The organism is Mucilaginibacter sp. NFX135, from assembly GCF_048565145.1.
Taxonomy (GTDB): domain Bacteria; phylum Bacteroidota; class Bacteroidia; order Sphingobacteriales; family Sphingobacteriaceae; genus Mucilaginibacter.
The window spans coordinates 4,356,702-4,381,134 of record NZ_CP183412.1 but is presented as its reverse complement, the minus strand read 5'-3'; the positions used below and the strand labels follow the sequence as shown (position 1 = coordinate 4,381,134).

25 protein-coding genes are annotated in these 24,433 nt (G+C 42.7%); 16 read left to right on the top strand and 9 right to left on the bottom strand.

Going from position 1 to position 24,433, the window contains the following annotated elements; genetic code table 11:
• The first annotated feature begins 219 nt into the window (after nt 1-219).
• Together ACNURT_RS18175 and ACNURT_RS18170 are read left to right on the top strand one after the other, a co-directional pair.
• Nucleotides 220-1,380: a DUF1972 domain-containing protein gene (locus ACNURT_RS18175; protein WP_419698918.1), complete on the top strand. Its 1,161-nt coding sequence runs from the start codon at nt 220-222 to the stop codon at nt 1,378-1,380.
• 4 nt (nt 1,381-1,384) lie between these two features.
• Nucleotides 1,385-2,191, top strand: a complete 807-nt coding sequence (locus ACNURT_RS18170; RefSeq protein ID WP_370995397.1) for a polysaccharide biosynthesis/export family protein — start codon at nt 1,385-1,387, stop codon at nt 2,189-2,191.
• 104 nt (nt 2,192-2,295) lie between these two features.
• Here the strand turns inward: ACNURT_RS18170 and ACNURT_RS18165 are convergent, their stop codons facing one another.
• Complete coding sequence (locus ACNURT_RS18165) at nt 2,296-3,525, bottom strand: MFS transporter (RefSeq protein ID WP_419698917.1); 1,230 nt, start codon at nt 3,523-3,525, stop codon at nt 2,296-2,298.
• 27 nt (nt 3,526-3,552) lie between these two features.
• Entirely contained in the window at nt 3,553-4,206 is a 654-nt protein-coding gene (locus tag ACNURT_RS18160) for a FadR/GntR family transcriptional regulator (RefSeq protein ID WP_370995395.1), read from the bottom strand.
• Nucleotides 4,207-4,387: 181 nt separating this feature from the next.
• Here ACNURT_RS18160 and ACNURT_RS18155 point away from each other — a divergent pair, with 181 nt between their 5' ends.
• The 4 genes from ACNURT_RS18155 (at nt 4,388) to ACNURT_RS18140 (ending at nt 9,848) form a co-directional block, all read left to right on the top strand.
• Complete coding sequence (locus tag ACNURT_RS18155) at nt 4,388-5,197, top strand: SDR family oxidoreductase (protein WP_419698916.1); 810 nt, start codon at nt 4,388-4,390, stop codon at nt 5,195-5,197.
• A gap of 118 nt (nt 5,198-5,315) precedes the next feature.
• Nucleotides 5,316-6,635 carry an MFS transporter gene (locus ACNURT_RS18150; protein WP_419698915.1) on the top strand — a complete coding sequence of 440 codons (1,320 nt, stop codon included), beginning with the start codon at nt 5,316-5,318 and terminating at the stop codon, nt 6,633-6,635.
• 162 nt (nt 6,636-6,797) lie between these two features.
• Complete coding sequence (gene hscA / locus ACNURT_RS18145; RefSeq protein WP_419698914.1) at nt 6,798-8,654, top strand: Fe-S protein assembly chaperone HscA; 1,857 nt, start codon at nt 6,798-6,800, stop codon at nt 8,652-8,654.
• Between the two features lie 183 nt (nt 8,655-8,837).
• A complete protein-coding gene (locus ACNURT_RS18140) occupies nt 8,838-9,848 on the top strand; it encodes a hypothetical protein (protein ID WP_419698913.1) in 1,011 nt (336 codons plus the stop codon).
• A gap of 135 nt (nt 9,849-9,983) precedes the next feature.
• On the opposite strand, the gene ACNURT_RS18135 is transcribed toward ACNURT_RS18140, so the two are convergent.
• Nucleotides 9,984-10,508 (bottom strand): DinB family protein, encoded by a 525-nt coding sequence (locus ACNURT_RS18135; protein ID WP_419698912.1) that lies wholly within the window; start codon nt 10,506-10,508, stop codon nt 9,984-9,986.
• A 217-nt stretch (nt 10,509-10,725) separates the two neighbouring features.
• Nucleotides 10,726-11,016 (bottom strand): hypothetical protein, encoded by a 291-nt coding sequence (locus tag ACNURT_RS18130; protein ID WP_370995388.1) that lies wholly within the window; start codon nt 11,014-11,016, stop codon nt 10,726-10,728.
• Nucleotides 11,017-11,134: 118 nt separating this feature from the next.
• On the opposite strand from ACNURT_RS18130, the gene ACNURT_RS18125 reads away from it, so the two are divergent.
• Nucleotides 11,135-12,283: a hypothetical protein gene (locus ACNURT_RS18125; RefSeq protein WP_419698911.1), complete on the top strand. Its 1,149-nt coding sequence runs from the start codon at nt 11,135-11,137 to the stop codon at nt 12,281-12,283.
• Between the two features lie 184 nt (nt 12,284-12,467).
• Here ACNURT_RS18125 and ACNURT_RS18120 read toward each other — a convergent pair whose 3' ends face one another.
• A complete protein-coding gene (locus ACNURT_RS18120; RefSeq protein ID WP_419698910.1) occupies nt 12,468-13,052 on the bottom strand; it encodes a riboflavin synthase in 585 nt (194 codons plus the stop codon).
• Nucleotides 13,053-13,290: 238 nt separating this feature from the next.
• On the bottom strand, nt 13,291-13,788 hold the full coding sequence (locus tag ACNURT_RS18115) for an SRPBCC family protein (RefSeq protein WP_419698909.1): 498 nt from the start codon (nt 13,786-13,788) through the stop codon (nt 13,291-13,293).
• 78 nt (nt 13,789-13,866) lie between these two features.
• Here ACNURT_RS18115 and ACNURT_RS18110 point away from each other — a divergent pair, with 78 nt between their 5' ends.
• The 6 genes from ACNURT_RS18110 to ACNURT_RS18085 all read left to right on the top strand — a co-directional run bounded on the left by ACNURT_RS18110 (nt 13,867) and on the right by ACNURT_RS18085 (nt 18,210).
• Entirely contained in the window at nt 13,867-14,322 is a 456-nt protein-coding gene (locus ACNURT_RS18110) for an NUDIX domain-containing protein (RefSeq protein ID WP_419698908.1), read from the top strand.
• 168 nt (nt 14,323-14,490) lie between these two features.
• Entirely contained in the window at nt 14,491-15,465 is a 975-nt protein-coding gene (locus ACNURT_RS18105; protein ID WP_419698907.1) for an ABC transporter substrate-binding protein, read from the top strand.
• Entirely contained in the window at nt 15,466-16,335 is an 870-nt protein-coding gene (locus ACNURT_RS18100) for an ABC transporter permease (protein WP_419698906.1), read from the top strand.
• A complete protein-coding gene (locus ACNURT_RS18095) occupies nt 16,332-17,081 on the top strand; it encodes an ABC transporter ATP-binding protein (protein WP_419698905.1) in 750 nt (249 codons plus the stop codon). The genes ACNURT_RS18100 and ACNURT_RS18095 overlap by 4 nt, the downstream gene beginning before the upstream one ends.
• Nucleotides 17,082-17,115: 34 nt before the next feature.
• The gene (locus ACNURT_RS18090; protein ID WP_419698904.1) at nt 17,116-17,358 is read left to right on the top strand and encodes a hypothetical protein; all 243 of its coding nucleotides are present in this window, start codon (nt 17,116-17,118) and stop codon (nt 17,356-17,358) included.
• A gap of 330 nt (nt 17,359-17,688) precedes the next feature.
• The gene (locus ACNURT_RS18085) at nt 17,689-18,210 is read left to right on the top strand and encodes a tetratricopeptide repeat protein (protein ID WP_370995377.1); all 522 of its coding nucleotides are present in this window, start codon (nt 17,689-17,691) and stop codon (nt 18,208-18,210) included.
• Between the two features lie 311 nt (nt 18,211-18,521).
• On the opposite strand, the gene ACNURT_RS18080 is transcribed toward ACNURT_RS18085, so the two are convergent.
• Nucleotides 18,522-18,983 carry a c-type cytochrome gene (locus tag ACNURT_RS18080; RefSeq protein ID WP_419698903.1) on the bottom strand — a complete coding sequence of 154 codons (462 nt, stop codon included), beginning with the start codon at nt 18,981-18,983 and terminating at the stop codon, nt 18,522-18,524.
• Nucleotides 18,983-20,293 (bottom strand): PQQ-dependent sugar dehydrogenase, encoded by a 1,311-nt coding sequence (locus tag ACNURT_RS18075; RefSeq protein WP_419698902.1) that lies wholly within the window; start codon nt 20,291-20,293, stop codon nt 18,983-18,985. The genes ACNURT_RS18080 and ACNURT_RS18075 overlap by 1 nt, the downstream gene beginning before the upstream one ends.
• Before the next feature lie 207 nt (nt 20,294-20,500).
• On the opposite strand from ACNURT_RS18075, the gene ACNURT_RS18070 reads away from it, so the two are divergent.
• The 3 genes from ACNURT_RS18070 to ACNURT_RS18060 all read left to right on the top strand — a co-directional run bounded on the left by ACNURT_RS18070 (nt 20,501) and on the right by ACNURT_RS18060 (nt 23,742).
• Nucleotides 20,501-21,196, top strand: coding sequence for a hypothetical protein (locus ACNURT_RS18070; protein WP_419698901.1), 696 nt, complete (start codon nt 20,501-20,503; stop codon nt 21,194-21,196).
• A 201-nt stretch (nt 21,197-21,397) separates the two neighbouring features.
• Nucleotides 21,398-22,411, top strand: a complete 1,014-nt coding sequence (locus ACNURT_RS18065; RefSeq protein WP_419698900.1) for a LacI family DNA-binding transcriptional regulator — start codon at nt 21,398-21,400, stop codon at nt 22,409-22,411.
• A 47-nt stretch (nt 22,412-22,458) separates the two neighbouring features.
• The gene (locus ACNURT_RS18060) at nt 22,459-23,742 is read left to right on the top strand and encodes a serine hydrolase domain-containing protein (protein ID WP_419698899.1); all 1,284 of its coding nucleotides are present in this window, start codon (nt 22,459-22,461) and stop codon (nt 23,740-23,742) included.
• Between the two features lie 6 nt (nt 23,743-23,748).
• Here the strand turns inward: ACNURT_RS18060 and ACNURT_RS18055 are convergent, their stop codons facing one another.
• Nucleotides 23,749-24,429: an arylesterase gene (locus ACNURT_RS18055; RefSeq protein WP_419698898.1), complete on the bottom strand. Its 681-nt coding sequence runs from the start codon at nt 24,427-24,429 to the stop codon at nt 23,749-23,751.
• Between the last annotated feature and the right edge of the window lie 4 nt (nt 24,430-24,433).

Below are 24,433 nucleotides of genomic sequence, written 5' to 3'. Positions count from 1 at the left end.
TATTAAAAAGTATAATGTTTTTTCATAATTACCTATACTTTTCTGTTTATTTTATTCATTCATTTTTTCAACAATCTGTTTGTTCACATCGGCTTTTGACGAAGCTTTTACCTGTGTTTCTACGTATAATTATACATGGTTCTATCAGAAGATATAGCTGATGGCCATGACCCTAAAATATTGATAAATTATTGATGAAAATATTAAAAATATATTATTATGCGTATAGCTATCATTGGAACCAGGGGTATTCCAAACCATTACGGCGGTTTTGAACAATGCGCTGAGTACCTTGCCGTTGGCTTGGCCAAAAAAGGTTATGAGGTAGTTGTTTATAACTCTCATAACCACCCATACCAGGAAAAAACCTGGAATTCTGTTGAGATATGCCATTGCTATGATCCGGAGTTCAAACTTGGAACAGCGGGACAATTTTTATACGACTATAACTGCATAAAAGATTTAAAGAAAAAAAAGTTCGATATTATTCTTCAATTGGGCTACACCAGCAGTTCTGTATGGGGTTGGCTTTTACCACGAAATTCTGTAGTTACCACTAATATGGACGGGCTGGAGTGGAAAAGGTCGAAATATTCCAAACCGGTTCAGGCATTTTTAAGATTTGCCGAAAAACTGGCCGTTCGCTACAGTGATCATTTAATAGCTGATTCTGTAGAGATACAACGATACCTGGAACATAAGTACAATAAAAAATCAACCTATATTGCTTACGGTGCAGAGATCTTTGATCAGCCCGACCCCGCGGTGCTTGATGAATTTAAACTGGACCCATACCAGTATGATATGTTGATTGCTCGCATGGAACCCGAAAATAGCATTGAAACCATTTTAGATGGAGTGGTTAAGGCTGGTACCAACCGGAAGTTTTTAGTGGTGGGTAATACTAATAATGATTTTGGTACTTATTTAAGGGCTAAATTTGCTAATTACCATAATATTAAGTTCTGTGGCGGTATATATAATATGAATAAACTCAATAGTTTGAGATATTACTCTAATTTATATTTTCATGGTCATACGGTTGGCGGTACCAATCCTTCGTTGTTAGAGGCTATGGCATCCAATGCCCTTATCTGCTCAAATGATAATAAATTTAACAGGGCTATTCTGGAAAATGACGCCCTGTATTTTAGCGATGCCGATGATGTTGTTTTTAACCTGCTTACCGGTAATAAAAACGAGGCCCACTATACTCAGCTAATGGAGAACAACAAACAAAAAATAACAGAGCTTTATACCTACAACAGGATCGTCGATTTATATGCCGATCATTTTGAATGGATCATGGCAGAACGCGGAAAAGCTTATCAACCCAAAACGGTTAATCCTGAAGTATCATTCCTTTTAGAAAATTTATAGATCAATGCGAATTAATAGATTAATAAGCTATTTACCGTTACTTTTTACGGTAAGCGCCCTTACCATGCTTTTGGGTTCATGTTCATACAAACAAAATCAAGCCTATTTTGAACAAAATTCAAAAGCGCAGACCGCTCCTGTGAGAACGGATGATTATAAGATAGCTGATTATAAAATTAAGGCAGGCGATATTTTGCGTGTCCGGAATTTGCAAAGCATTAAACTTATTACCGACGAGGCCAGTGCCGCCAGCAGTACAGACCAGGCATCATCTGGCGGGAGTACCCAGGCATTGGATTACCAGGTGGAAAGTGATGGAACTATAGCCCTGCCGGTAATTGGACGGGTACAGGTAGCAGGTTTATCAAGACTGGAAACATCAAAAAAATTGGACGACTTATACCGTCAAAATGTACTTAAAAACCCCATTATTGAGGTTAAGGTGATCAATTTAAAAGCAACGCTGGTAGGAGAGGTAAAAAGACCGGGCAATTATCCATTGCTTAAAGATGGAACCACCCTGATGGAAATATTAGGTGAAGCAGGGGGACTAACCGACAAAGGCAACGAAAAAAAAGTGAAGATTGTGCGGGGAGGGGGATTGCAAAGCAAGCAAATTATTGAGGTTGATCTTGACGATGTGGCCTCATTAACAAATCCAGAAACCATTATTCAGAACCAGGATATCATTTATGTGGAACAAAACAGGCGCGCTATACGTAATGAGAAATTACAGAACATTACTACCATTGCCCAACCGGCTCTGCTTTTATTGAATACGGCTTTAATTATTCTTACACTTAGAAAATAAATTAGCCCTGCATCTAAACCTCATTACTGTTTGCACTACCTACAAAGTATGATCCCCTGGCATAACCCGCCCGGGGATCTGTTTTTTTGGATAAAAGTCGTGAATTAAGCCAGTTTTTTCTTTTTTACCTCCAGGTTGGGTAAAAAGGCAGTAAGTATACCAATCAAAGGCAGATACGCGCATACATGAAATACATAGCTAATGCTGGTGCTATCTGCCAGCTTGCCTAATATGGCTGATCCTAAGCCGCCCATTCCAAAGGCAAAGCCGAAAAACAGGCCCGCTATCATGCCCACCTTTCCGGGCATCAGCTCCTGTGCATACACCAGTATGGCCGAAAATGCAGAGGAGATAATTATACCGATGAGTACAGATAAGATGCTTGTCCAGAATAAATTGGCATAGGGAAGCATCATAGTAAACGGCGCCACGCCGAGTATGGAGATCCAGATAATGTATTTACGGCCAAAACGATCGCCCAATGGGCCCCCTAAAAGCGTACCTGCCGCAACTGCTGCCAGGAATAGGAATAAATAAAGCTGTGAGCTTTGCACGCTCAAATGAAATTTATCGATCAGGAAAAAGGTGTAATAGCTGGTGATACTGGCCAGGTAAAAGTATTTCGAAAATATAAGTACAATAAGAATAGCCAATGAAAAGCCAATACGCCTGGATGATAATTGATGGGTTGCTGTAACGGCATGAGTTGTTTTAGCTTTGGGTAAGGCAAAGGCTTTATACCAGTTACCAATATAAATTAAAATGATGATAGCCAGTAGCGCGGCTAACGAAAACCACATTACGCTGCTTTGGCCAAAAGGTACCACAATTAAGGCAGCCAGCAATGGGCCAAGCGCGCTACCTGCATTACCCCCCAATTGAAATATAGATTGTGCCAGCCCACGTTTACCGCCTGATGCCATGTGGGCCACCCTTGACGATTCCGGGTGAAATATGGATGAACCGACGCCTATCAGTGCCACTGCCAGAAGTATCGAATAAAAGCCCGGAGCAAATGCCAGGCATACCAGACCTGTTAAGGTAAAGCCCATGCCAACAGGTAACGAATACGGTTTGGGCTTTTTATCGGTATACATCCCCACAAACGGTTGCAACAAGGAGGCGGATAGCTGGTAAGTTAAGGTCACTAACCCAATATCGCTAAAGCTTAAATGATAGCTGGTTTTAATGAGCGGATAAATAGATGGAATGACCGACTGCAGCATATCATTCAGCAAATGCGAAAGGCTGATGGTGAACAAGATAGAGTAAACCGTTTTCTCAGCTATGGTTTTGGTTTGTTCCAGCGGCTCAGTTAAAGTTTTATTCGTCATATCATCTGATGATTGTAGGTAAAAAATTTATCGTTGTATTATTTGTGTAATGCAGTCCCAGGCTTTTTTCTCGTCGCGGTTTTTAATACTTTCATAAAGTTCTTCATGAAGTGTATCCTGAAATATGGTAACATCCGGATATATTTTCAGGAACCAGCTTTTAAGCTGTATGGAAAATGATTGATAAAGATCGGTCAGGATAGGGTTACCGGCTGCTTCGGCAATGCTCATGTGAAACTCAATGTCGGCTTCTATGCATTCTTCCATCGAACCTCCATGTGCCATAGCTGTTCGTTTATCTAATTTGGCTTTTATCTTTTTTAGATCCTCCTCTGTACGGTTGGCCGCGGCTTTTTCGGCTATTTTCATTTCGAGCAGCTGGCGTACCTCGTCAAGGTCATGGGCTTCGGCGCGCTTTAGGCGCTGATGAAAAGGCTCGTTGATACCGGCAGGGGCTTCAATAAAAGTGCCTACACCTTGTTGTACCCGTAATAATCCGGAATTGGCCAAAATACGGATAGCCTCGCGCACAGACGACCGGCCTACACCAAACTGTTTCATCAGTTCAGGCTCGGTAGGTAATTGCTCACCGGTTTTGTATTTGCTATCGGCAATAGCTTTGCGCAATTGTTCGGCAACTTCCTCGGCAAGAGATCTTTTATGGATAATGTTTATCATCATATCATCTGATGACTAAAGTATAAACTTTCTTTTTGGAAACAAAATTTAATTTAAAAATGATAAATCGCTGGCATCATCGTTACTTTTTTTAATGTGCAATATTTATAAATTTATAAGCCGATAAAATCCTATTTTCACGGCTCCAAAGTCAAACGTAAAGCATAAGATATTAATCAATAAGATGAAGAAAGTAATTTTAGTAACCGGAGCATCATCTGGTTTGGGCCTGGCCACAGCCAGCGCACTATCGGCCCAGGGACATACAGTTTACGGCACCAGCCGCGATCTGAAACGGATCAGTAATGTTTCGTTTACGCCTCTGGAGATGGATGTTACTAACGATGCCTCGGTAAACGCGGCCATTGCAACCATCATCAAGGCTGAAGGCCGTATTGATGTAGTAGTAAATAATGCGGGTAACGGTATTGCCGCGCCCTTATATGCTGTGCAAGTTGATGACGCTAAAAAGCAGTTTGAAGTAAACTTCTTTGGTGTGGTACGCGTAAATAGCGCTGTGTTACCGGGCATGATCGAGAAAAAACAAGGCCTGGTAATCAATATCAGTTCCTTAGCCGGTTTATTTGGTTTGCCATACCAGGGTTTGTACAGTGCCTCAAAATTTGCTATTGAAGGATATTCTCAAAGCTTACGTATGGAACTGCAAAACGCAGGTGTTAAGGTGGCCGTAGTTAACCCTGGCGACTTTAAAACCGATTTTACCGGCAGTCGGGAAAAAGTACCTTTTACGCTCCCAAACGAGCAGTTGAAAAAAGAGTTTGAAGCAGCTGTAGCCAGCATGGAAAAAGACGAAAGCATAGGTGGCGAAGCCAGCAAAGTGGCTGATCAGGTTTGCAAGATTGTAGCCAAAGCAAAACCGGCGCACAATTACCTGGTAGGGGCATTGGGTCAAACCATTGTGCCTACACTTAAAGCCATACTGCCGGGCTCCATATTTGTGAAACTGATGAATGATCATTACGGGATAAAGTAATTTAGTGAGTAGTGGAATAGTGAGTGGTGAATGAAAGGAGTAGGATTTAATTATTCACCACTGATCACTCACTACTCACCGTCCACTCACTGCTCATCACTTAACCACTCACCATCTAATGGAAACAGTAAAAAATAATAAGAAAACCATTTGGGCCTGGGCTATGTTTGATTGGGCCAACCAGGCTTATAATATGGTAATTTTATCTACCATATTCCCGGCCTATTATGTAGCTATTACCCAGGAAAACAACCCGGGGGGCATGGTTACCTTTTTTGGTCACCGGTATATTAATACGGTGCTGTCAACTTACGTGTTAGGGCTCTCATACCTAATCATCGTATTTTTGCTGCCGATACTTACCTCCATTGCCGATTATAAGGGTCATAAAAAGCTATACATGCAATTGTTTACCTGGGTGGGAAGCCTGGCCTGCGCGGGTATGTTCTTTTTTACCATGCATACCTTCACCTTTAGTATGGTTTGCTACGGCTTAGCATCTATAGGTTATTGCGGTGGTTTTGTGTTTTACAATTCGTACCTGCCGCAAATAGCCACAATTGATCAGCAGGACGCTGTGAGTGCCAAAGGTTTTATTTATGGTTTTGCTGGCAGTATTGTGGTGCAGGTGCTTTGCTTTGTGTTTGTATTATCGCCCAAAACATTTGGTATCACCGATGACGTTGCGGCACGTTTGTCATTCCTCATAGTAGGTATCTGGTGGATAGGTTTTTCGTTTATCGCTTTTTATATGCTGCCCAAAGGCCAGCCCAATGCGGGATCGCATGAATATAATGTGTTAACCGGCGGATTTAAGGAGCTGGGCAAAGTTTGGCGAAAAGTAAAAGAGCTGCCTTTGTTAAAGCGATTTTTACCCGCTTTTTTCTTTTACTCGGTAGGGGTACAAACCATTTTGCTGGTGGCCGCCAATTTTGGAGCTAAAGAACTAAAAATGCCCGAGGAAGATCTGATCATTATCATTCTGCTCATACAAATAGTGGCTATCATCGGCGCAGCCATAACCGCGAAACTATCTGCTAAATATGGTAACACCAAGGTACTGGCAGGGATAGTAGGCGTTTGGTGCCTGATATGCGGCAGTGTTTATTTTGTGGCTAACGCCCACCAGTTTTATGCTGCCGCTGTGGTAGTAGGACTGGTTATGGGTGGTGTACAGTCGTTGTCAAGGTCAACCTTTTCCAAGTATATCCCAGCCAATATCCCGGATACGGCGTCGTATTTTAGCTTTTACGACGTTACCGAAAAGATGTCTATCGTAGTAGGCCTGTTCGCATTCGGTTTTGTAGAATCAGTGACCCATGAAATGCGCGATTCCGCCCTGATGCTCGATTGCTTTTTTGCGATGGGCCTGATTTTGTTACTATCATTAATCGTTGTAGAAGCAAGGGTTAGATCAGCAGAATCTTTAGCGGCGTAATTGTCAGAATCAGAATTTACAGAATTAAAGGATTTTCAGAATTGAATTCCTCCCTAATTCTGTTAATTGAAAAATTCTGTAAATTCTGATTCAGAATTTCAGATTGAAAAGACACACCATCCCCTAAAACTAAGTACATTTGCGGCTTGTTAAGTAACTACCATGGCTAAAGTTTCAATCAACCTGGCAACGGGTTCCATACAAAAAGAAGATATTATTGTGGGTATCGACCTGGGTACCACCAATTCCTTAGTGGCGTTCATCACCCCGGAGAAAAATCCACTGGTTATCAATGATACTGGTAAAGGTGTCCTGGTGCCTTCTGTTGTACATTTCGGGCCAGCGGGCGATGTTTTGGTAGGTAACGAGGCCAAAGAATTTTTAATAACCGATCCTCAGAATACCGTTTTCTCGGTAAAACGCCTGTTGGGTCGCAGTTACCATGATATCGAAAATTATAAGGACTTTTTCTCGTACAAAGTTATCGACGATGATACCGAAAGCTTAGTGAAGATTAAGGTTGGCGATAAGTTTTATACCCCGATAGAGCTATCGGCCCTGATATTAAAAGAATTAAAAGCCCGTGCCGAACACGCATTGAAAACCCCGGTGAACCGCGCGGTGATCACCGTGCCTGCCTATTTTAACGATTCTCAGCGCCAGGCCACACGAGATGCCGGTAAATTGGCCGGACTGGATGTATTGCGCATTGTGAACGAACCAACCGCAGCGAGTTTGGCTTATGGCATTGGCTTAAACCCCGAAGAAACCAAAACGATTGCAGTATATGACCTGGGCGGTGGTACTTTTGATGTATCTATATTGCAAATACAGAACGGCATTTTTGAAGTATTAGCCACCAATGGCGATACATTTTTAGGCGGTGATGATTTTGACCGACTGATTGTTGACTATTGGATTGAGAGGAATCAACTAAACAAAGCTGAAATTATTGCCAATAACGAACTGGCACAACAACTTCGCCTGAAAGCCGAAGAAGCTAAAAAGGCCTTCGCGCACCAAAGTCTATTTAACGAAAAAATAGGGGAGATCTGGTGTACATTGGATCGAACCACGTTCGAAGAGTTGATCATGCCAAAGGTACAGCAAACCATCACGGCTTGCCAGAATGCACTGAAAGATGCAAAACTGACCATTAAAGAGATCGATGAAGTGATTATGGTTGGGGGATCGACGCGTACAGCATTGGTTAAAAAAATGGTGGCTGAGTTCTTCGACCGCCCCGTGCATGATGATGTGAATCCTGATGAAGTGGTGGCCCTGGGTGCTGCTATACAGGCCGATATTTTGGCCGGTAACCGTAAAGATATTTTATTGCTGGATGTTACCCCGCTGTCCTTAGGTATCGAAACTATGGGAGGTTTGATGGATGTCATCATCCCCCGTAACTCCAAAGTACCTACCAAAGGCGGCAGGCAGTACACTACCTCCATTGACGGACAGGTGAACATGAAGATCGCCGTTTACCAGGGTGAGCGCGACCTGATCAAAGAGAACCGTAAACTGGCTGAATTTAACCTTAAAGGCATCCCATCTATGCCGGCCGGTTTCCCCAAGGTTGATATTAACTTTTTACTGAATGCCGACGGCATCCTTACTATACAAGCTATCGAACTGCGCTCTGGCGTGAAACAGGAAGTGGAAGTAAAGCCTACTTACGGTATTACCGATGAGCAGGTAGAACAGATGCTAATGGACAGTATAACCCATGCCAAGGACGATGTAAACCAGCGTATGCTGATAGAAGCCCGTACCGAAGGCGAACAGATGGTGTATACCGTGGAACGCTTTTTGCAAAACAATGCTAATTACGTTACGGTTGCAGAAATTGCTGAAACACATAAGCATTTGGTGGCTTTGAAAGAGTCGCTGGTGTCTGGTGACAAAGACCTCATCCTGAAACGTATTGATGAGATCAATGAATTTACCCGGCCATTTGCCGAGCGCCTGATGGATCAGGCCATCAGCACCGCCATGAAGGGTAAGAGTATCGAATAATAGACATTGTTAGCGCGATATAGAAATTTTTAAGAGCGAGGCTCGTGCGAATCCCCTCTTGAGAGGGGCGGAGGGGTGTGTTTATGGACGAAATACTTGATAACACACTCCTCCCATCACTCAGCCTTACGCGTCCCCTCTCAAGAGGGGATTTATAAACGTTACATCATAATAAATTATAAATTGAAGAGAATCACCAGGATATTTGTATTGTTAGCAGTCGCTGCTGTTTGTTTAATGGGTACCTTAACCTCGGTTTATGCAAGTGCTCGGTCTATCCATAAAGATACTACGCTGAAAAGCGCACCCACGCTGGATACCCTGCAATATGATTCGCTGATGAAACGCCTGGCCAATGGCGATCAAACCGGCAGATGGCCCGTGAAAAAAGCGCCATACCCTTTGCCCGGCGCTATTTTGCCTTTCAACCGCATTGTGGCCTATTATGGTAATATGTACTCCAAAAACATGGGGGTACTGGGCGAATACGCTCCAAAAGAGATGCTGGCTAAGCTCAAAAGCGAAGTGAAAGTATGGGAAAAAGCTGATACGCTTATACCGGTGGTGCCTGCGTTGCACTATATCTGCGTAACCGCCCAGGCCGATGCTGGCAGAAATGGTTTGCATAACCTGCGGATGCCTTTTAGAGAGATCGACAAAGTGCTGGATATGGCCAAACAGATCAATGCCATTGTGTTTTTGGATATCCAGGTAGGTTTCAGCACCATGCAAACCGAACTGCCCTTGCTGGAAAAATATATGAAAATGCCCAACGTACACCTGGGCATCGACCCGGAATTTTCTATGAAAGAGGGGAGTGCACCGGGCAAACGCATAGGTACTTTTGATGCTGATGATATTAATTATGTAACCGGTTATTTAAGCGGCCTGGTAAAAAAATACAACTTACCACCTAAAATATTTGTGATACACCGCTTTACCAAACGCATGGTGACCAATTACAAGGATATCAAACTGCGCAACGAGGTACAGGTAGTGATGGATATGGATGGCTGGGGTGGCCCCGATCTGAAAAAAGGTACCTATAAATATTTTATAGCTCAGGAACCTGTGCAGTTTACCGGTTTTAAGCTGTTTTATAAAAACGATATCAAGAACGCACCTCACCGTATGCTTACCCCCAAAGAGATTTTAAACCTGAAACCCGCGCCTATTTACATACAATACCAGTAGGTTTTGTTATTCTACTAATACGGTCATTTCGAACGAGGTACGAGGAGAAATCTTTTACTACTTGCATATCGCTTGCAAAAGATCTCTCCTCGTACCTCGAGATGACATTTCTTTTTGATTATATCATATTATACTTTATAACATTTCGGGCGGCGGTGTTACCCCTTTTAAACGCAGATAAACCGTAGTTTGCCCGCGGTGGTGTGTCTGATGTTCAAATGCTTTACCTAAAACAATAGCCTTTGGCAGATCTTTACCGCCAAATTTCATGCCTTCCTGTAGCTGGGCCGGGGTCATGCCCTGTATCGAGCTGATCACAAAATCGTAACTGTCCATTACTGCTTTGGTAGTAGCGGCTTTTGTTTGCTCAACAGTTTTTTCGGCTGATGTTTTTCCAAGCGGACTTGCTTTGCCGCTTACCGAAGAAGCGAAAAAATAATTGGCATCTGTTAAGTGTAGCATCTGTCCGGCAAATGATCTCATTTCGGGCGTTGGTTTAAAACTGTAACCATCATCGGGCATGGCATCCAGATAGGTTTTGGTGAAGTTTTTGGCGCGCTGCCATTCGGTAACTATTTGATCGGTAGTAACCTGGGCACGCACTGTTGCGCAGGCAAAAACAGTTACCATAAAGGTAAACAGCAGGGTTAATTTTTTCATGTTTTAATAGTTTTAAGATTGGTTATTTTGGTTGATACTAAGTTATTAAATTCCTTTGTCATGCTGAACGATTGAAGCATCTATTTTGCGATATACCTATTGAAGAAGATCCTTCGTTCCTCAGAATGACAAAGGGGACTGTCCAGAGCAAGTCACCACCACAATGTACTAACCATAGGTGCAAAAAAAAATCCCCGTTTCCGGGGATCTGAATTTTTTATGATTTGTTAAGGGCCTCCTGTTCTTTGAGCGCCTGGATGTTGTTGTTATCGCTAAATGAGTCGGTTTGTTTGGCGAATTCTTCCAGGAGGCTAATGGTGTTGTCCAGATTGTCGGCTACGCGCTGGTGCATGTCTGGAAGGTCTTTTTCCAGTCTTTTATCGCCCAATTCTATATTATCTACTTCAATTTTGGCCAGCTTGGTAATAATAGCCTGCTGACTATTCTTTAGGTCTTCCAATTCATGGACAATTTTCTCCATCAGTCCAAACTTCTTTAACTTATCCATACTGTTAGGGTTTTTAATTAAAAGTATATCTCATTAACTCTAAAAAATAAAAATTGTTTAGGATTTGGATTATTGGTCGATAACTAATACTTTAGTTTAAAACTAAAACATTAGTTATATGAAAAGCCTTGTATTATCTTTTTTACTTATTTTTTATCTGTCAGTAATGGTTAAAGGCCAGCAACAACCGGCTGTAAATGATTCTTTATTAGTCGATTATTATCAGAATCAGCGCTTCGCCGAAGCTGCCGACTATCTTAAAAAAACATATCCCGAACCGGTGAGCAATATTCGGGTGCTGGGCAAACTGGCTTATACCTCGCAAATGGCTGGGCGGCTTCCCGATGCGGAAGGGTACTATCAGCGGATATACAATACCGACTCCACTAATACTGTAGCCTTGTTTAGCTTGGGAGCCATTAACCTGCGCCGGGGTAATAATGTAAAGGCCGAAACTTATTATAAAATGATAGCTCAAAAGGATAGCACCAATTTCCTGGTGTACAAGCAGCTGGGTAAAATTGCCGGTGATAAGGCCGACTTTGTAAACATGATCTATTATTTGCAGAAAGCCAATAAGCTGAACCCGGCCGAACCCGATGTAGCATCAGATTTGAGTGACCAATACGTCAACCTGAAACAATACCCCGCGGCCGAAAAGGTGCTGAATGGCGCTATTGCCGGTGATCCTGAAAATATGATCTTATTGCAAAGTTTGCTCAAACTGGTATCATCGCAGGATAAGTTTGAAGAAACTAAAAATACCTGTTTAAAATTGATGGACCTGGGTAATCGTTCGGGCTATGTACTAACCAAACTTGGTGTAGCTTATTATAATCTTAAAAACTATACTTGTAGCGTGGAAACCTTTGCCGATATCTCCATGATTGAGCAGACGGAAACGAGCTTTTATGTAGCTGCCCTGGCGTACAAAGCGCTTAAAGATCAGCCCAAAGCCATCCAAAATCTGGATAATGCTATTAAGGAAGGTATATCATCCAACATCGGCGATTATTATGCGGAAATGGCCGATAGCTACGAGGTACGCAAAAAATATCAAAAGGCTGTTTGGGCCTATCAAAAAGCGCTGCAGTTTTCGGAGAAACCGATATTGTATTACCTGTTGGCTTCGGTTTATGATACCGAGCTTAAAAATAAGTCGCTTGCCTTAAAGTATTATAAGAAGTATACCAATAGCAAGCCACCCGAAAAGCAGCAGAAGTATGTGACTTATTCCAAATCGAGACTGGACGAGTTGGCGCGTTAAGCTATGTTTTAAAATGTAGAAAAGCTTGTCATTTCGACGAGGAACGAGGAGAAATCTTTTCCGATCGATATATCCCACGTAAAAGATTTCTCCTCGCGCCAGCTCACCTTCCACCGCGGGCTCGTTCGAAATGACAGCGTAGTTGTTAGTAATTGGGCTAATAATTATTTTGTTAAATACGATCTTAACGCTGCATCAAGCGGGCAACATATTTGCCAATGATATCAAACTCCAGGTTCACGACAGAACCTTCGCGCACGTTGTGCAGATTGGTATGCTCAAATGTGTAAGGGATAATAGCTACCGAAAAGCTATTGGCCCTGGAGTTAACTACGGTTAAGCTGATACCGTTAACACAGATAGAGCCTTTTTCGACAGTGACATTGCCGGTGGAGGCATCGTACTCAAAAGTATACTCCCAGCTACCATCGAGTTCCTTAAACGTGGTACAAACGGCGGTTTGGTCAACATGGCCCTGAACGATATGACCATCGAGGCGGGCATTCATTTGCATACAGCGTTCCAGGTTTACAGGTTCGCCCACCTTCAGGTGGCCCAGGCTGCTTTTGTTCAGTGTTTCTTCAATAGCGGTAACCACATGCAAGCCATCGGCCAGTGCCACTACCGTTAAACAAACTCCGTTATGCGCTACCGACTGGTCGATCTTCAATTCGTGCGAAATCGCCGATTCAACAGTGATATGCAAATTGCCCTGCTCTTGCTGCAAATCGGTTACTTTACCCAAAGTTTCTATAATTCCTGTAAACATATGCCTCCCGACTCCCGAAGAGGGAGCTTTTTGATGAGCATCAAAGCTAAAGAATATTATAGATGTTTTTTGTCAGCGGAAAATGAAAAAACGATAAACATCTTCGTTTGTCATCCTGAGGAACGAAGGATCTATTAATGAACTATGTATATTGAATAATAGATGCTTCACTCCGCTCAGCATGACAAAATTAAAAAGAAATAATCCTGTCAATACTCTTAATCAAGGTTCAGACAAATTATTTAAAACTGGTAGCTATATCCACTCTTTTATTCCGTAGATCCTTACCGCCTTCGATCACCGATTTCAGGTTGGTGAGATAAAAAGTCCATCCGAGCTGGCATTGTACGTACAGGTTTTTGGCAGGGTCATTTTCCAGAGGGATATTTTCCTGAGTAAGTTCAATGAGCGTGAGTCCATACTTGTTCTGAATATCAATGGTGACAATACTTCCGCCGGTAAAGGTAAATTTGAGCAGGTCGGAGCCATTATTTTCCAGTACCTGGCCGTTCTCAACCGTTTCATTATCAAAGCCGTGCCAGTACCAGGAATAAGTGTCTTCCTTGCTGATGAATTCGTCTTTTTCGCGCTGGCGGCCAACTATGGTAAAAAAATCAGCCTGGCGTAAAAACCAGCTTTCGAGCCCGGCAGGTGTGGCCCAGGCTTCATAAATATTGCGAACATTGGTATTAAAATCTGCGGTTAGTTTAAAGGTTGTCCAGCGGTTGTCAGTCATATATAAATAGGCATTGTTTGACATAAAAATAATCATAATACCTCACCCTTTTATTAACTTGCTTTTAAATATTAGCCCATGGGTAAACAAAGCGCAGGAATACTATTATACCGGAAAACTGAAGGTAAACTACAGGTTTTCCTTGTGCATCCGGGCGGCCCATTCTTTAAAAATAAGGACGACGGCAGTTGGTCGGTACCCAAGGGGGAGTTTTTGGATGATGAAGACCCGCTGGAGGCTGCCAGGCGTGAATTTGAGGAGGAAACCGGGCAAGTGATCACAGGTGAGTTCATCAAGTTAAACCCGATCACTCAAAAGGGCGGTAAAAAAGTGTATGCCTGGGCCATAGTTGGTGATATAGACCATTTAACCATCAAAAGCAATTACTTTGAAATGGAGTGGCCGCCGCGCTCTGGCAAACAGCAATCATTTGCGGAGGTGGATAGGGCGGAATGGTTTGATATAGAAACAGCCAAAGTTAAGATCAACCTGGCGCAGGCGGGATTAATTGAAGAGTTGATTGAGAAGTTATAGTGATGACTGTGGGAGGATGGGACTTTAAGACTATTGGACAAGCCCGATCATCAATGGTTTTTATCCAACAATCCCCAAATCCCGTCATCCCAAAGTTCCTTTGTAAAACTAATTTCACCTTTTGCCGTTCTGCTTTTACCTTTATAGGTAATTACATAACTTAGTAAAATGAAGTTTTTTAAATATCTAACTATAGCTTTTTTATTAATCTCGATTGTATCGTGTAAACCAAAACCAAAATCGACAAGTATCCCCGTAGTGGGTTTTGTGGATGCTTTTGAGGATGCCACCATATCGCAGGCCCGCACCGGTTTTACGGATGCCCTTAAAAAAGGAGGCTTTAGCGAGGAAAAAAAAACAGTGCAGATAGAGTACAGTAACGCCCAGGGCAATATCCCAACGCTAACCCAGATCGTGAATCATTTTGTTTCTGAAAATGTTGATCTGCTGGCTACTTGTACAACCCTTTCTACCGTTACGGCAATACAAAAAACCAAAACCATACCCATTTTTGCTATGGTATCGCCTGTGCCCGAGCGTATGCATGTGCTTAATGCCAGCGGTAAAGCACCGGCTAATCTTTTTGGCGCGGTTGAAGATTTAAACTATATAGATACTTCATTTGCTATCATCCCCAAATTACTGAAACCTAAAGGGGCAAAACTGGTGATCGGGATGATCTATAACCAATCAGAGCCACAATCAACAGACGCGTTAAACCGGATCAAATCACTGGCCGAAAAGCAAAATGTGACTATCATGGCGCTGCCACTAAATTCTTCAGCGGATGCGCAACTAGTTACGCAATCTCTGCTAAACAAAAACATTGATGCTTTTTTTGCTAACCCGGATAATACGGTTTTTGCATCGTTTGAGACCATCCTGAAAAGCTGCAATCAAAAGAATGTGCCTATATTTACCAGTGAGGCCGGTTTGGTACAGCGCGGTGCCGTAGCCGCTTTTGGTGCCGATATTTACCAATGGGGTTACCAGGCAGGCGAACAGGCGGCTTACTTTCTGAAAAATCATAAAACCGATGGACTGGCACCTCAAATGGTGAAGATCAGAAAACGGGTGTATAACCCAGCTGCCGCCAAAAAATATAATATTACGGTGCCTTCAAATTTTGAGGCTGTTAAATAAATGGATTTTTATCTCACCACGGTAACACTGGGACTTTGCTATGCGGCTCTGGCGCTGGGTATTTATATCTCCATGAAGATATTTAATATCCCGGATATCACTACCGATGGCAGTTATACGCTGGGCGGCGCGGTTACGGCTGTGATGCTGACGCACCATCAATCGCCATACATTATTTTACCCGCGGTGATCGTTGCCGGTGGTATAGCCGGGGCCTTAACAGGGCTCATCCATACCAAACTTAAAATAAATGCTCTGTTGGCTGGTATCCTCGTCATGACAGCCCTGTATTCGGTAAACCTCACTGTTATGGGGCGTTCTAATATACCGCTCAGTAATTTACCTTCCATATTCTCGTCAATGCAAGTGGTGGCCAACGTTAACCAGAATGCTTTTTGGATACTGCTAATATTTGTGGTGCTGATCACTTTTTTGATAGGGTACCTGCTTAAAACAGATTTTGGTATAGCTATGCGGGCAACAGGCAACAGCGAATCTATGATCCGTGCGCTTGGAGTTAATACTGATAGGATGAAGATCACCGGTTTGGCATTGGCTAACGCGCTAACAGCCCTGAGCGGCTACTTTTTTGTACAATCGCAGGATTTTGCCGATATCAATATGGGTATAGGTATCGTTATCGTTGGCCTGGGTTCGGTTATTATAGCCGAGTCGCTGATCAACTGGCTGCGTATCACCAGCGTTTGGCTCAGTTTAATTTTGGTGTTGGCCGGGGCGATAGTATTTCAACTGGTACTGGCGGTTACCCTGGCTATCGGCGTCGACCCGAATATGCTTAAAATAGTGACCGCTGTTTTTGTACTGCTTATAGTTAGCTTACCCCGTTTATCATCACTCAGATCATCATGATAGCAATAAACGACGTACATAAGGTTTTTAACAAGGGTAAAGCCAACCAGGTTAATGCGGTTAATGACATCACCCTGAATATTGCAGAGGAAGAGTTCCTGGTGATCGTGGGCTCTAATGGCTCGGGTAAAACCACCTTGCTTAACCTGGTTGCCGGAAGTGTATTCCCAGATGCGGGTAATATCAGCATAGATGAAAATAACGTCAGTAAACTGCCAGATTACCGCCGCAGCCAATGGATTGCCAGGGTGTTCCAGAATCCCGTGAGCGGTACGGCATCCGATCTGAGCATTTTAGATAATTTCAGACTGGCTGCTATACGTACTAAGGCCAAAGGCTTATCTATCGGTGTTAATGATCAATTCAAACGGCAGGTTAAAGAAAAAATAGCCACGCTGGGCATGGGGTTGGAGAATAAGATAGAGCAATCCATGGGTACGCTTTCGGGTGGGCAACGCCAGGCTTTAACATTACTGATGAGCGTGATGGATAGCTGCAAGGTATTGTTGCTGGATGAACCTACCGCCGCTCTTGATCCCCGTTCGGCAGAAGTAGTGATGCGTACGGCTGATAAACTGATAACTGATTTTAAACTGACTGCCATATTGATCACTCATAATCTCAAAGATGCCTATAATTATGGCACAAGGATCATACAAATGAGTGAGGGACTGGTGTTGCGCGATCTGAACAACAAACAAAAGTCAGATTTAAAGCAAAATGACCTTTTTGACTGGTTCAGTTAAAAAATGGCAAAGTAATTGTATAGTGATGGGTACTATGAAGAACAACAATTTTGAACCCATACTCGATGCTTACCAGTTAGTAAGCGGCGCCAAAATAAAAGGAAAAAAACAAGACGAAATATTTGAACTGGGCATATACGATGCTTTAAAAAGAGGGTACACCCTATATCCTTTGGAGCATGGCGTAAAGTATGACGATTTCAGCGTGATCGTCTCCGAAAAAGAATTAAAGAACAATTTTTTGATAGAAGGTGCTAAGGCTGCGATTGCTGCTTAAATCTTTCTGATAATAGGAGACACATGTAATGTGTTTCTACATTTTTGTTTTACGTAGAGACGCATCACATGCGTCTCATATCCCGCATTTACCCACCATTTGGCAATTTCGATCAATAAGTGTAATTTTGTAAAAAAAATAAATGATGCTGTTTAATAATTCATTCTGCTTTAAAAATATGATGTGGCCCATGGTGGCCCGGCAGAAGGATTGTGCATCAATGATACTCTTCTCCAGTCCGTTTTAGAAAATTCATCACCACGGACAGAATTTATTACATCATTATTTATTTATGCTTACCGCAGGTAGGCTTTTGCAATTTTAAAATTTATGAACACTTACTATACTATCGAAGAGAAGTATCTGCAGGCTATCGATAAAATATCATACGGGAAAACACCCAAAGCACTTAAATTACTTAACGAGATCATCAGCAACGATCCATTATATGCACGTGCCCATCACCAGTTAGGGATGATATATTATTACGAGATCAAAGATTACCAAACCGCAGGTTACCATTTCAAAACCTGCATGGAATTGGAGCCATCCTTCCCGGATAACTATACGCACTACCTTGATCTGTTGGTTTTTTTGAACATGGAAAAACTGGTGAATACCATATCAACCAAAGCTTTAAACACACAAGGGGTGGATGCTGCCGGTATATATGACTTGCTTGGCCTGTTCTATGAAAAAAACAAGCAATGGACAAAAGCTTTAGACGCTTATCAGAAAGCTTTTATGGAGGTAACTGAAAATAACGAAAAGGTTGATATTGAGCTGAGCCTGAAACGGGTTCAGTCAAAAATGAAACAAACCTTGGCTTATACCTATCAGATTACGGAGTAAAAGCCAATTAAATAAATAAACGCGTCATTGGTGAGGTACGAAGCAATCTCTATATTTTACAGAGCCGATCTGTTAATCGGGGATTATTAATATTTTGATTGTTTTATATCTGTATTAATGAGCTCTCTGCGGTCGGTTGTCTTCGTACCTCGCAATAACGCGTTTTCTATAAAACAACAAAAGCGGGCATGCCCGCTTTTGTTGTTTTAGCCTTTAGCCTTTAGCCTTTAGCCTTTAGCCTTTAGCCTTTAGCCTTTAGCCTTTAGCCTTTAGCCTTTAGCCTTTAGCCTTTAGCCTTTAGCCTTTAGCCTTTAGCTCTTTTTATTAGCTGCCCGAACTGTTTTTACCTGGGCCGCTGTAATGGCCGGGGCTTTATTGCCGAAGCTGTTACGTACAAAGGTGAGTACATCGGCAATTTCCTGGTCTTTCAGAAAATCGTGCGAGGCCATACTATTGGAGTAGGTTTCGCCATTGATCTCCACATCTTCATTAAAACCATTCAGTATGATTTTGATGAGCCTGGTTTTATCACCCAAAACATAGGTTGTTTTAACCAATGGTGGATTCATGTGTGGTACACCCAGCGCATCCGCCTGGTGGCAGGATACGCAATACTGGGTAAATACCTTTTGACCGGCTGCAATTGAGGCTTTTAAGCCAACGGTTGTATGTTTTACCGGGGCTTTGGCCTTATGTTTGGTTTGAGCATGCAAACTGGTTACGGCAAACAATACGGATGCGAATATGATTAGCGCGGCTTTTTTAAAGTTCATTATTTTTTATAAGTTATTTTGTAAATAGTTCCCTGATTGTCGTCGGTTACATAAAGTGAGCCATCGGGGCCTTGTGCCAATCCGCATGGACGGTGTTCGGCACGACCAGATGCTGTTTGCGCGGCGGTACCGGCAAATCCATCAGCAAATACTTCCCATTCACCGCTTGGTTTACCATCTTTAAACGGCTGAAATACCACAAAGTAACCGGCCTGTGGTTCAGGCGCACGGTTCCAGGAGCCATGAAAAGCGATGAAAGCACCATTCTTGTATTTTTCGGGGAATTGGTTGCCGGTGTAAAATAACAGGCCGTTAGGGGCAAGGTGACCCGGAAAAGCAGCAACCGGATCAATAGCATCCTGGCCTCCTTCTTTTTTGCCATCACCACCATACTCAGGCATTAAGATCTTTTTATGTTGTTCCTGATCATAGTACATGTAAGGCCAGCCGGCGTTATCCCCTTTTTTAAGGGCATACATACATTCGGCCGGTAATATGGCTGATTGTTTGGTGGTAAACATATCCGGGAAAAGATCATGTAGCTGGTCGCGGCCATGCTGCATCACAAATAGCTGGTTGTTTTGCTGGTTCCAGTCGAAACCAACCACATTACGCAAACCTGTAGCATAACGAACACCATCGCCATAATGCTGGTTTAGCTTATCAGCTTTAAACTGCCATATGCCGCCTGCTGAATCTAAAATAGGGCAGCCCTTTTGGCCTGGAGAACCTTTTTTGCGGTCCTCTACCTGGCAGGCATTGGAGTAAGCGCCAATGTTCACATACAGGTTGCCATCGTTGTCAAGGGTAATGGCTTTGGCCTCGTGTTCGCGGCGGCTCAGTAAACCGGTCACAATTTTTTCGGGCTTATCGGGGTTGATCACTTCATTTTGAGTGTTTAGTTTATAACGGAAAACTTCCTCATCGGATGATGCGTACAGGTAACCGTTCTTAACATATACACCTGTGCCGCCAAAGGTACCAAAGCCTGTTTTTACAGTGGCTTTATCGCCTTCCTGGTGTAAAAACAAAATGCCTTTACCGTTTTTAGGGCGGTTAAGTTTAACATAGATATCGCCTTGTGGGGTTACCGCAATTTCACGGGTACCACCCAATTTGTCGGCAATAACGGCGGCGTTAAAGCCAGCAGGTAATTTTAATCCGGCACCGCCATCGGCAATTGGCGTGGCGGTTGCAACGGAATCTTTGCCGTTATTGGTTGATTCGCCGCTTTTACAGGCATTAAATAATATGAAACCCACTATTGCTGCAACAGGCAGCAATACCGAAAGTAATTTTCTGTTCTTCATGGCAGTTGATTAATGGTTATCAAATTAAATAAATATACAGTGAATACCCAAATCTGTTTTGTAGTAATGCTATGACATTAGTCAGCGTTTTTGGGGGTAAAGAACAAGGATCAAGGATTTGTTATACGTGTTTCTTGTATCAAAAATAGTTGTACCATTAAACCATTGCCATTAACTATCGTCCTAACTGTATAAAATTTAACAATTATGAAGAAGCTCATCATATTATCAGCAATAGCAGCAAGCGGATTATTTTACGCCAAAACCGCCGATGCGCAAATATCTATCCATGTAGGTTTAAATATACCTGTACGCCATGTTTATGTGCCTGCTCCGCAACCTGTTGTGGTGCAAGAGACACCGGTTTATGATGATGATAATGTACCTGCAAGCTATGATGATGACTACTACTACCTGCCCGAAGTTGAAGCCTATTATTCTGTGCCAAGGCACTGTTATTACTATAACGATGGCAGTTCATGGGTAACTGCCGCTTATTTGCCAGGTGCTTACCGTAATTATAACTGGCGCACTGCTGTGAGATACGAAGTGCGTTCACCAAGGCCTTATATGCACCATGATTTTTACAGGTCAAGGTGGGGTGGTTATGCTGGCGGTCGCGCCAATTGGGGCCATCGTTTTGATAATCGTTACAACGGAGGTTATGCATATTCAAGCCGTGATAACCGCGGATGGGACAGAGGCAATTATGGCCGCGGTAACTGGGGTGGTAACCAAAATGACAACCGTGGTTGGAACAGAGATAATCATGACCGTGGCAACTGGGGCGGCAGAGATAATAACAATGATAACCGCAACCGCGGTAACTGGGGCGGCCAACGTTCAGAAAACAGAGGTGGCCAGCGTTTTGCCGAAAACCGCGGCTACGGCGTACGTCAATAAGTTAATAATATAAACTCCCAAAATATATAAATAATAAAGAGATCGCCCGTAATGGGCGATTTTTTTATTATAGGGTTTTAATAAAGGTTATATAAATAGCTCGATTTAGCATTTATTTATGTCTATAGCTAACTTATCATGCCAAAGGCTCTTTTGTGTTATTATTTATGTTATATATTTGGATAAACAACGCTAAAGAATTTGAAGAAGAAATTATCTATTGTTGATATTGCCAACAGCCTTAATATATCTAAAACCACTGTGTCCTTTATTCTGAATGGCAGGGCACGCGAAAAACGGATAAGCGAAGAACTGGTTGAACGTGTTTTAAAATATGTAAAAGAAGTTGGTTATAAACCAAATTCATTGGCAAAAAGCCTGCGTACCGGCAAATCAAACATTATAGGTTTATTGGTACAGGATATATCCAATAACTTTTTTGCTACCATAGCCCGCCAAATTGAAGACCGCGCTTACAAAAACGGTTATAAAATTATTTATAGCAGTACCGATAATGATACCCAAAAAACCCAGGAACTGATAGCCATGTTCCGCGACAGGCATGTTGATGGATATATCATCGTTCCGCCGGAGGGCATTGAGGAGGACATCAGCGCCCTGATCAAAGATGGTTTACCCGTAGTACTGTTTGACAGGTATTTGCCGGGAGTGGAGACTGATTATGTAGTGGTTGACAATTTGTTCAGTACGTACAATGCAACACGGTACCTTATTGACAAGGGATCTAAGAACATAGCTTTTATCAGCTTTAATAATCAGCAAACCCAAATGGCCGACAGGCTCAGCGGCTATAAAAAAGCCATGGTCCAAAGTAAGCTTAAAACCAGTATTAAAGAGGTAGATTTTTACCAGGATGAAAAGCTGATGACCGATCCGATCCTGGAGTTTCTGAATGAACATCCGGAAACAGATGCCATATTATTCGGTAATAACCGTTTAGGAACCTGCGGGCTTAAAGTGCTCATGAAATTGGGCAAAAAGATACCGGATGATATTGCGCTCATATGTTTTGACGATTATGAGGTTTTTGAACTCTGCAATCCTCCGCTAACGGCAATTGCCCAACCCATTGATGCCATTGCGGATAAAGTGATAACGCTGTTGCTTAACAGACTTAATACTTCTGTAGAGAATAATGTAAAACAACAAGTGATATTAAGTACCGACTTGAGAATCAGAAAATCAACAAAATAAAATATCTGGAAACGATATACGTGTAAGTATCATTTAATTAGCTATTGATGATGAAAAAGATCTTTTTGTTTTTGCTACTCGTTAGCGTTGATTTAGTTGCCACTGCTCAGGGTGTTACCCTACAAGTTGGCAACCCGGTATCAGAAAAATTCTCCGTTGAAAGGTTGCAGCGTATCGATCATCTGATAGAAGCTAATATCGACTCCGGATATATCAATGGAGCTGTTGGTTTCATAGCCCGGAACGGTAAAATAGTGTACAATAAATCATTCGGCATTGCCGATGTGGAGCAAAAAAAGCTGATGGAAAATGATCATATATTCCGTATTGCTTCGCAAACCAAGGCCATCACCAGCGTGGCGGTCATGATGTTATTTGAGGAAGGAAAGTTTTTATTGGATGAGCCTATCTCTAAGTATATTCCCGCCTTTGCGCACCCTAAAGTGATCGATCTGTATAATGAAAAAGATACCACTTATACCACCGTTCCCGCTAAACGCGAAATAACTATCCGTGATCTGCTTACCCATACCTCTGGTATTGAATACGCGCAGATCGGCTCGCCCAGAATGAATGCCATTTATGCCAAATCGAAAATACCCGGAGGGTTCGTAGCCGATAAGATCCGTTTGGCCGATGTGATGGACAGATTGGGTAAGTTACCCTTAACTCACCAGCCTGGCGAGCGCTGGACTTACGGCTTGAACATAGATGTATTAGGTTACCTTGTTGAAAGGGTATCAGGAAAAACCTTAGACCAGTTTTTTAAAGAGCGCATATTCGATCCGCTGGGGATGAAGGATACCTATTTTTATATACCTGCCGCCAAGCAAAGCCGGTTAGTAGCCGTTTACACACCCGATAAGCAAGGGCGTCTGGTAAAATGGACTGCTTCTACGCTTCCCGGAGTAGATTTTGATTACCCTAAAACGGCAGGAACATATTTTTCTGGCGGTGCTGGTTTAAGTTCAACAATTAAGGATTATGCCATCTTTTTACAAATGATGCTGAACGGGGGAGTTTACAATGGGCAGCGTTTACTGGCCCGGCATACGGTTGAAATGATGACCGAAAATCAGATAGGCGATCTGTATATTAATCCGGATAAGGATAAATTTGGTTTGGGTTTTGGTATTACTACCCCGGCAAGTTCGGCCAAATTGGGTGTAAGTCCCGGTTCCTTTGCCTGGGGCGGCTTTTATGGTACCTTGTACTGGGTCGATCCAAAAGAACACCTGGTTTGCCTGCTTTTTATTCAAAACTGGCCATTGCCGCATAATGCTATTCAGGATAAATTCCGTGCCCTGGTTTACCAGGCTTTGGCCGATTGATAACCTTTAAAGTACGCCCTTTAAAACATTCCAAACGTTGTTGGCTACTATTTTGGCCCCTTCTGCTGTTGGATGAATACCATCGGCCTGGTTCAATGCCGGTATGCCGCCTACACCCTGTAAAAGAAAAGGCACCAATTGGGTATGATTTTTGGCTGCCAGATCGGGGTAAACGGTCTTGAATTTATTGACATAATCGGCACCCATATTAGGTGGAACCTGCATGCCCAACAGTACGATCTTTACCTTCGGATACTTAGCCTTTACCTTATCAATAATGCTTTGCAGGTTTTTGCTGGTTTCGCTTACCGGGATACCACGTAAACCATCATTAGCGCCAAGCTCCAATATGAAAATATCAACCTTTTGTTTCAGCAGCCAGTCTAAACGCGCGTTGCCGCCTGCCGTGGTTTCGCCGCTTAAGCCAGCGTTAACAACCTTATAGGGGAGTTTAAGCGAATCTATCTTATCCTTGATCACACCCGGAAAAGCCTCAGATGGATCATCCAATCCATAACCGGCGGTCAAACTATCGCCAAAAAACAAAACGGTTTTTGAGGTACCTGCGTCTGATTGGGCGGTTGTATCACTTTTAGCATTTTCGTCAGCGGCAGGTTTTTTATTTTGGTTGCACGCTGTCAAAATAAGCGTGGTCAATAACAGGAACGTTAATTTGAATTTGTACATGGTA

What these genes read in the sequence shown, in the direction of transcription:
- ACNURT_RS18130 (WP_370995388.1), bottom strand. Translation starts at nt 11,016, where the DNA reads ATGGATAAGTTAAAGAAGTTTGGACTGATGGAGAAAATTGTCCATGAA.
- ACNURT_RS18070 (WP_419698901.1), top strand. Translation starts at nt 20,501, where the DNA reads ATGAAGAAGCTCATCATATTATCAGCAATAGCAGCAAGCGGATTATTT.
- ACNURT_RS18165 (WP_419698917.1), bottom strand. Translation starts at nt 3,525, where the DNA reads ATGACGAATAAAACTTTAACTGAGCCGCTGGAACAAACCAAAACCATA.
- ACNURT_RS18125 (WP_419698911.1), top strand. Translation starts at nt 11,135, where the DNA reads ATGAAAAGCCTTGTATTATCTTTTTTACTTATTTTTTATCTGTCAGTA.
- hscA (WP_419698914.1), top strand. Translation starts at nt 6,798, where the DNA reads ATGGCTAAAGTTTCAATCAACCTGGCAACGGGTTCCATACAAAAAGAA.
- ACNURT_RS18060 (WP_419698899.1), top strand. Translation starts at nt 22,459, where the DNA reads ATGATGAAAAAGATCTTTTTGTTTTTGCTACTCGTTAGCGTTGATTTA.
- ACNURT_RS18110 (WP_419698908.1), top strand. Translation starts at nt 13,867, where the DNA reads ATGGGTAAACAAAGCGCAGGAATACTATTATACCGGAAAACTGAAGGT.
- ACNURT_RS18105 (WP_419698907.1), top strand. Translation starts at nt 14,491, where the DNA reads ATGAAGTTTTTTAAATATCTAACTATAGCTTTTTTATTAATCTCGATT.
- ACNURT_RS18155 (WP_419698916.1), top strand. Translation starts at nt 4,388, where the DNA reads ATGAAGAAAGTAATTTTAGTAACCGGAGCATCATCTGGTTTGGGCCTG.
- ACNURT_RS18120 (WP_419698910.1), bottom strand. Translation starts at nt 13,052, where the DNA reads ATGTTTACAGGAATTATAGAAACTTTGGGTAAAGTAACCGATTTGCAG.
- ACNURT_RS18080 (WP_419698903.1), bottom strand. Translation starts at nt 18,983, where the DNA reads ATGAACTTTAAAAAAGCCGCGCTAATCATATTCGCATCCGTATTGTTT.
- ACNURT_RS18175 (WP_419698918.1), top strand. Translation starts at nt 220, where the DNA reads ATGCGTATAGCTATCATTGGAACCAGGGGTATTCCAAACCATTACGGC.
- ACNURT_RS18135 (WP_419698912.1), bottom strand. Translation starts at nt 10,508, where the DNA reads ATGAAAAAATTAACCCTGCTGTTTACCTTTATGGTAACTGTTTTTGCC.
- ACNURT_RS18085 (WP_370995377.1), top strand. Translation starts at nt 17,689, where the DNA reads ATGAACACTTACTATACTATCGAAGAGAAGTATCTGCAGGCTATCGAT.
- ACNURT_RS18160 (WP_370995395.1), bottom strand. Translation starts at nt 4,206, where the DNA reads ATGATGATAAACATTATCCATAAAAGATCTCTTGCCGAGGAAGTTGCC.
- ACNURT_RS18075 (WP_419698902.1), bottom strand. Translation starts at nt 20,293, where the DNA reads ATGAAGAACAGAAAATTACTTTCGGTATTGCTGCCTGTTGCAGCAATA.
- ACNURT_RS18055 (WP_419698898.1), bottom strand. Translation starts at nt 24,429, where the DNA reads ATGTACAAATTCAAATTAACGTTCCTGTTATTGACCACGCTTATTTTG.
- ACNURT_RS18100 (WP_419698906.1), top strand. Translation starts at nt 15,466, where the DNA reads ATGGATTTTTATCTCACCACGGTAACACTGGGACTTTGCTATGCGGCT.
- ACNURT_RS18095 (WP_419698905.1), top strand. Translation starts at nt 16,332, where the DNA reads ATGATAGCAATAAACGACGTACATAAGGTTTTTAACAAGGGTAAAGCC.
- ACNURT_RS18170 (WP_370995397.1), top strand. Translation starts at nt 1,385, where the DNA reads ATGCGAATTAATAGATTAATAAGCTATTTACCGTTACTTTTTACGGTA.
- ACNURT_RS18115 (WP_419698909.1), bottom strand. Translation starts at nt 13,788, where the DNA reads ATGACTGACAACCGCTGGACAACCTTTAAACTAACCGCAGATTTTAAT.
- ACNURT_RS18150 (WP_419698915.1), top strand. Translation starts at nt 5,316, where the DNA reads ATGGAAACAGTAAAAAATAATAAGAAAACCATTTGGGCCTGGGCTATG.
- ACNURT_RS18090 (WP_419698904.1), top strand. Translation starts at nt 17,116, where the DNA reads ATGAAGAACAACAATTTTGAACCCATACTCGATGCTTACCAGTTAGTA.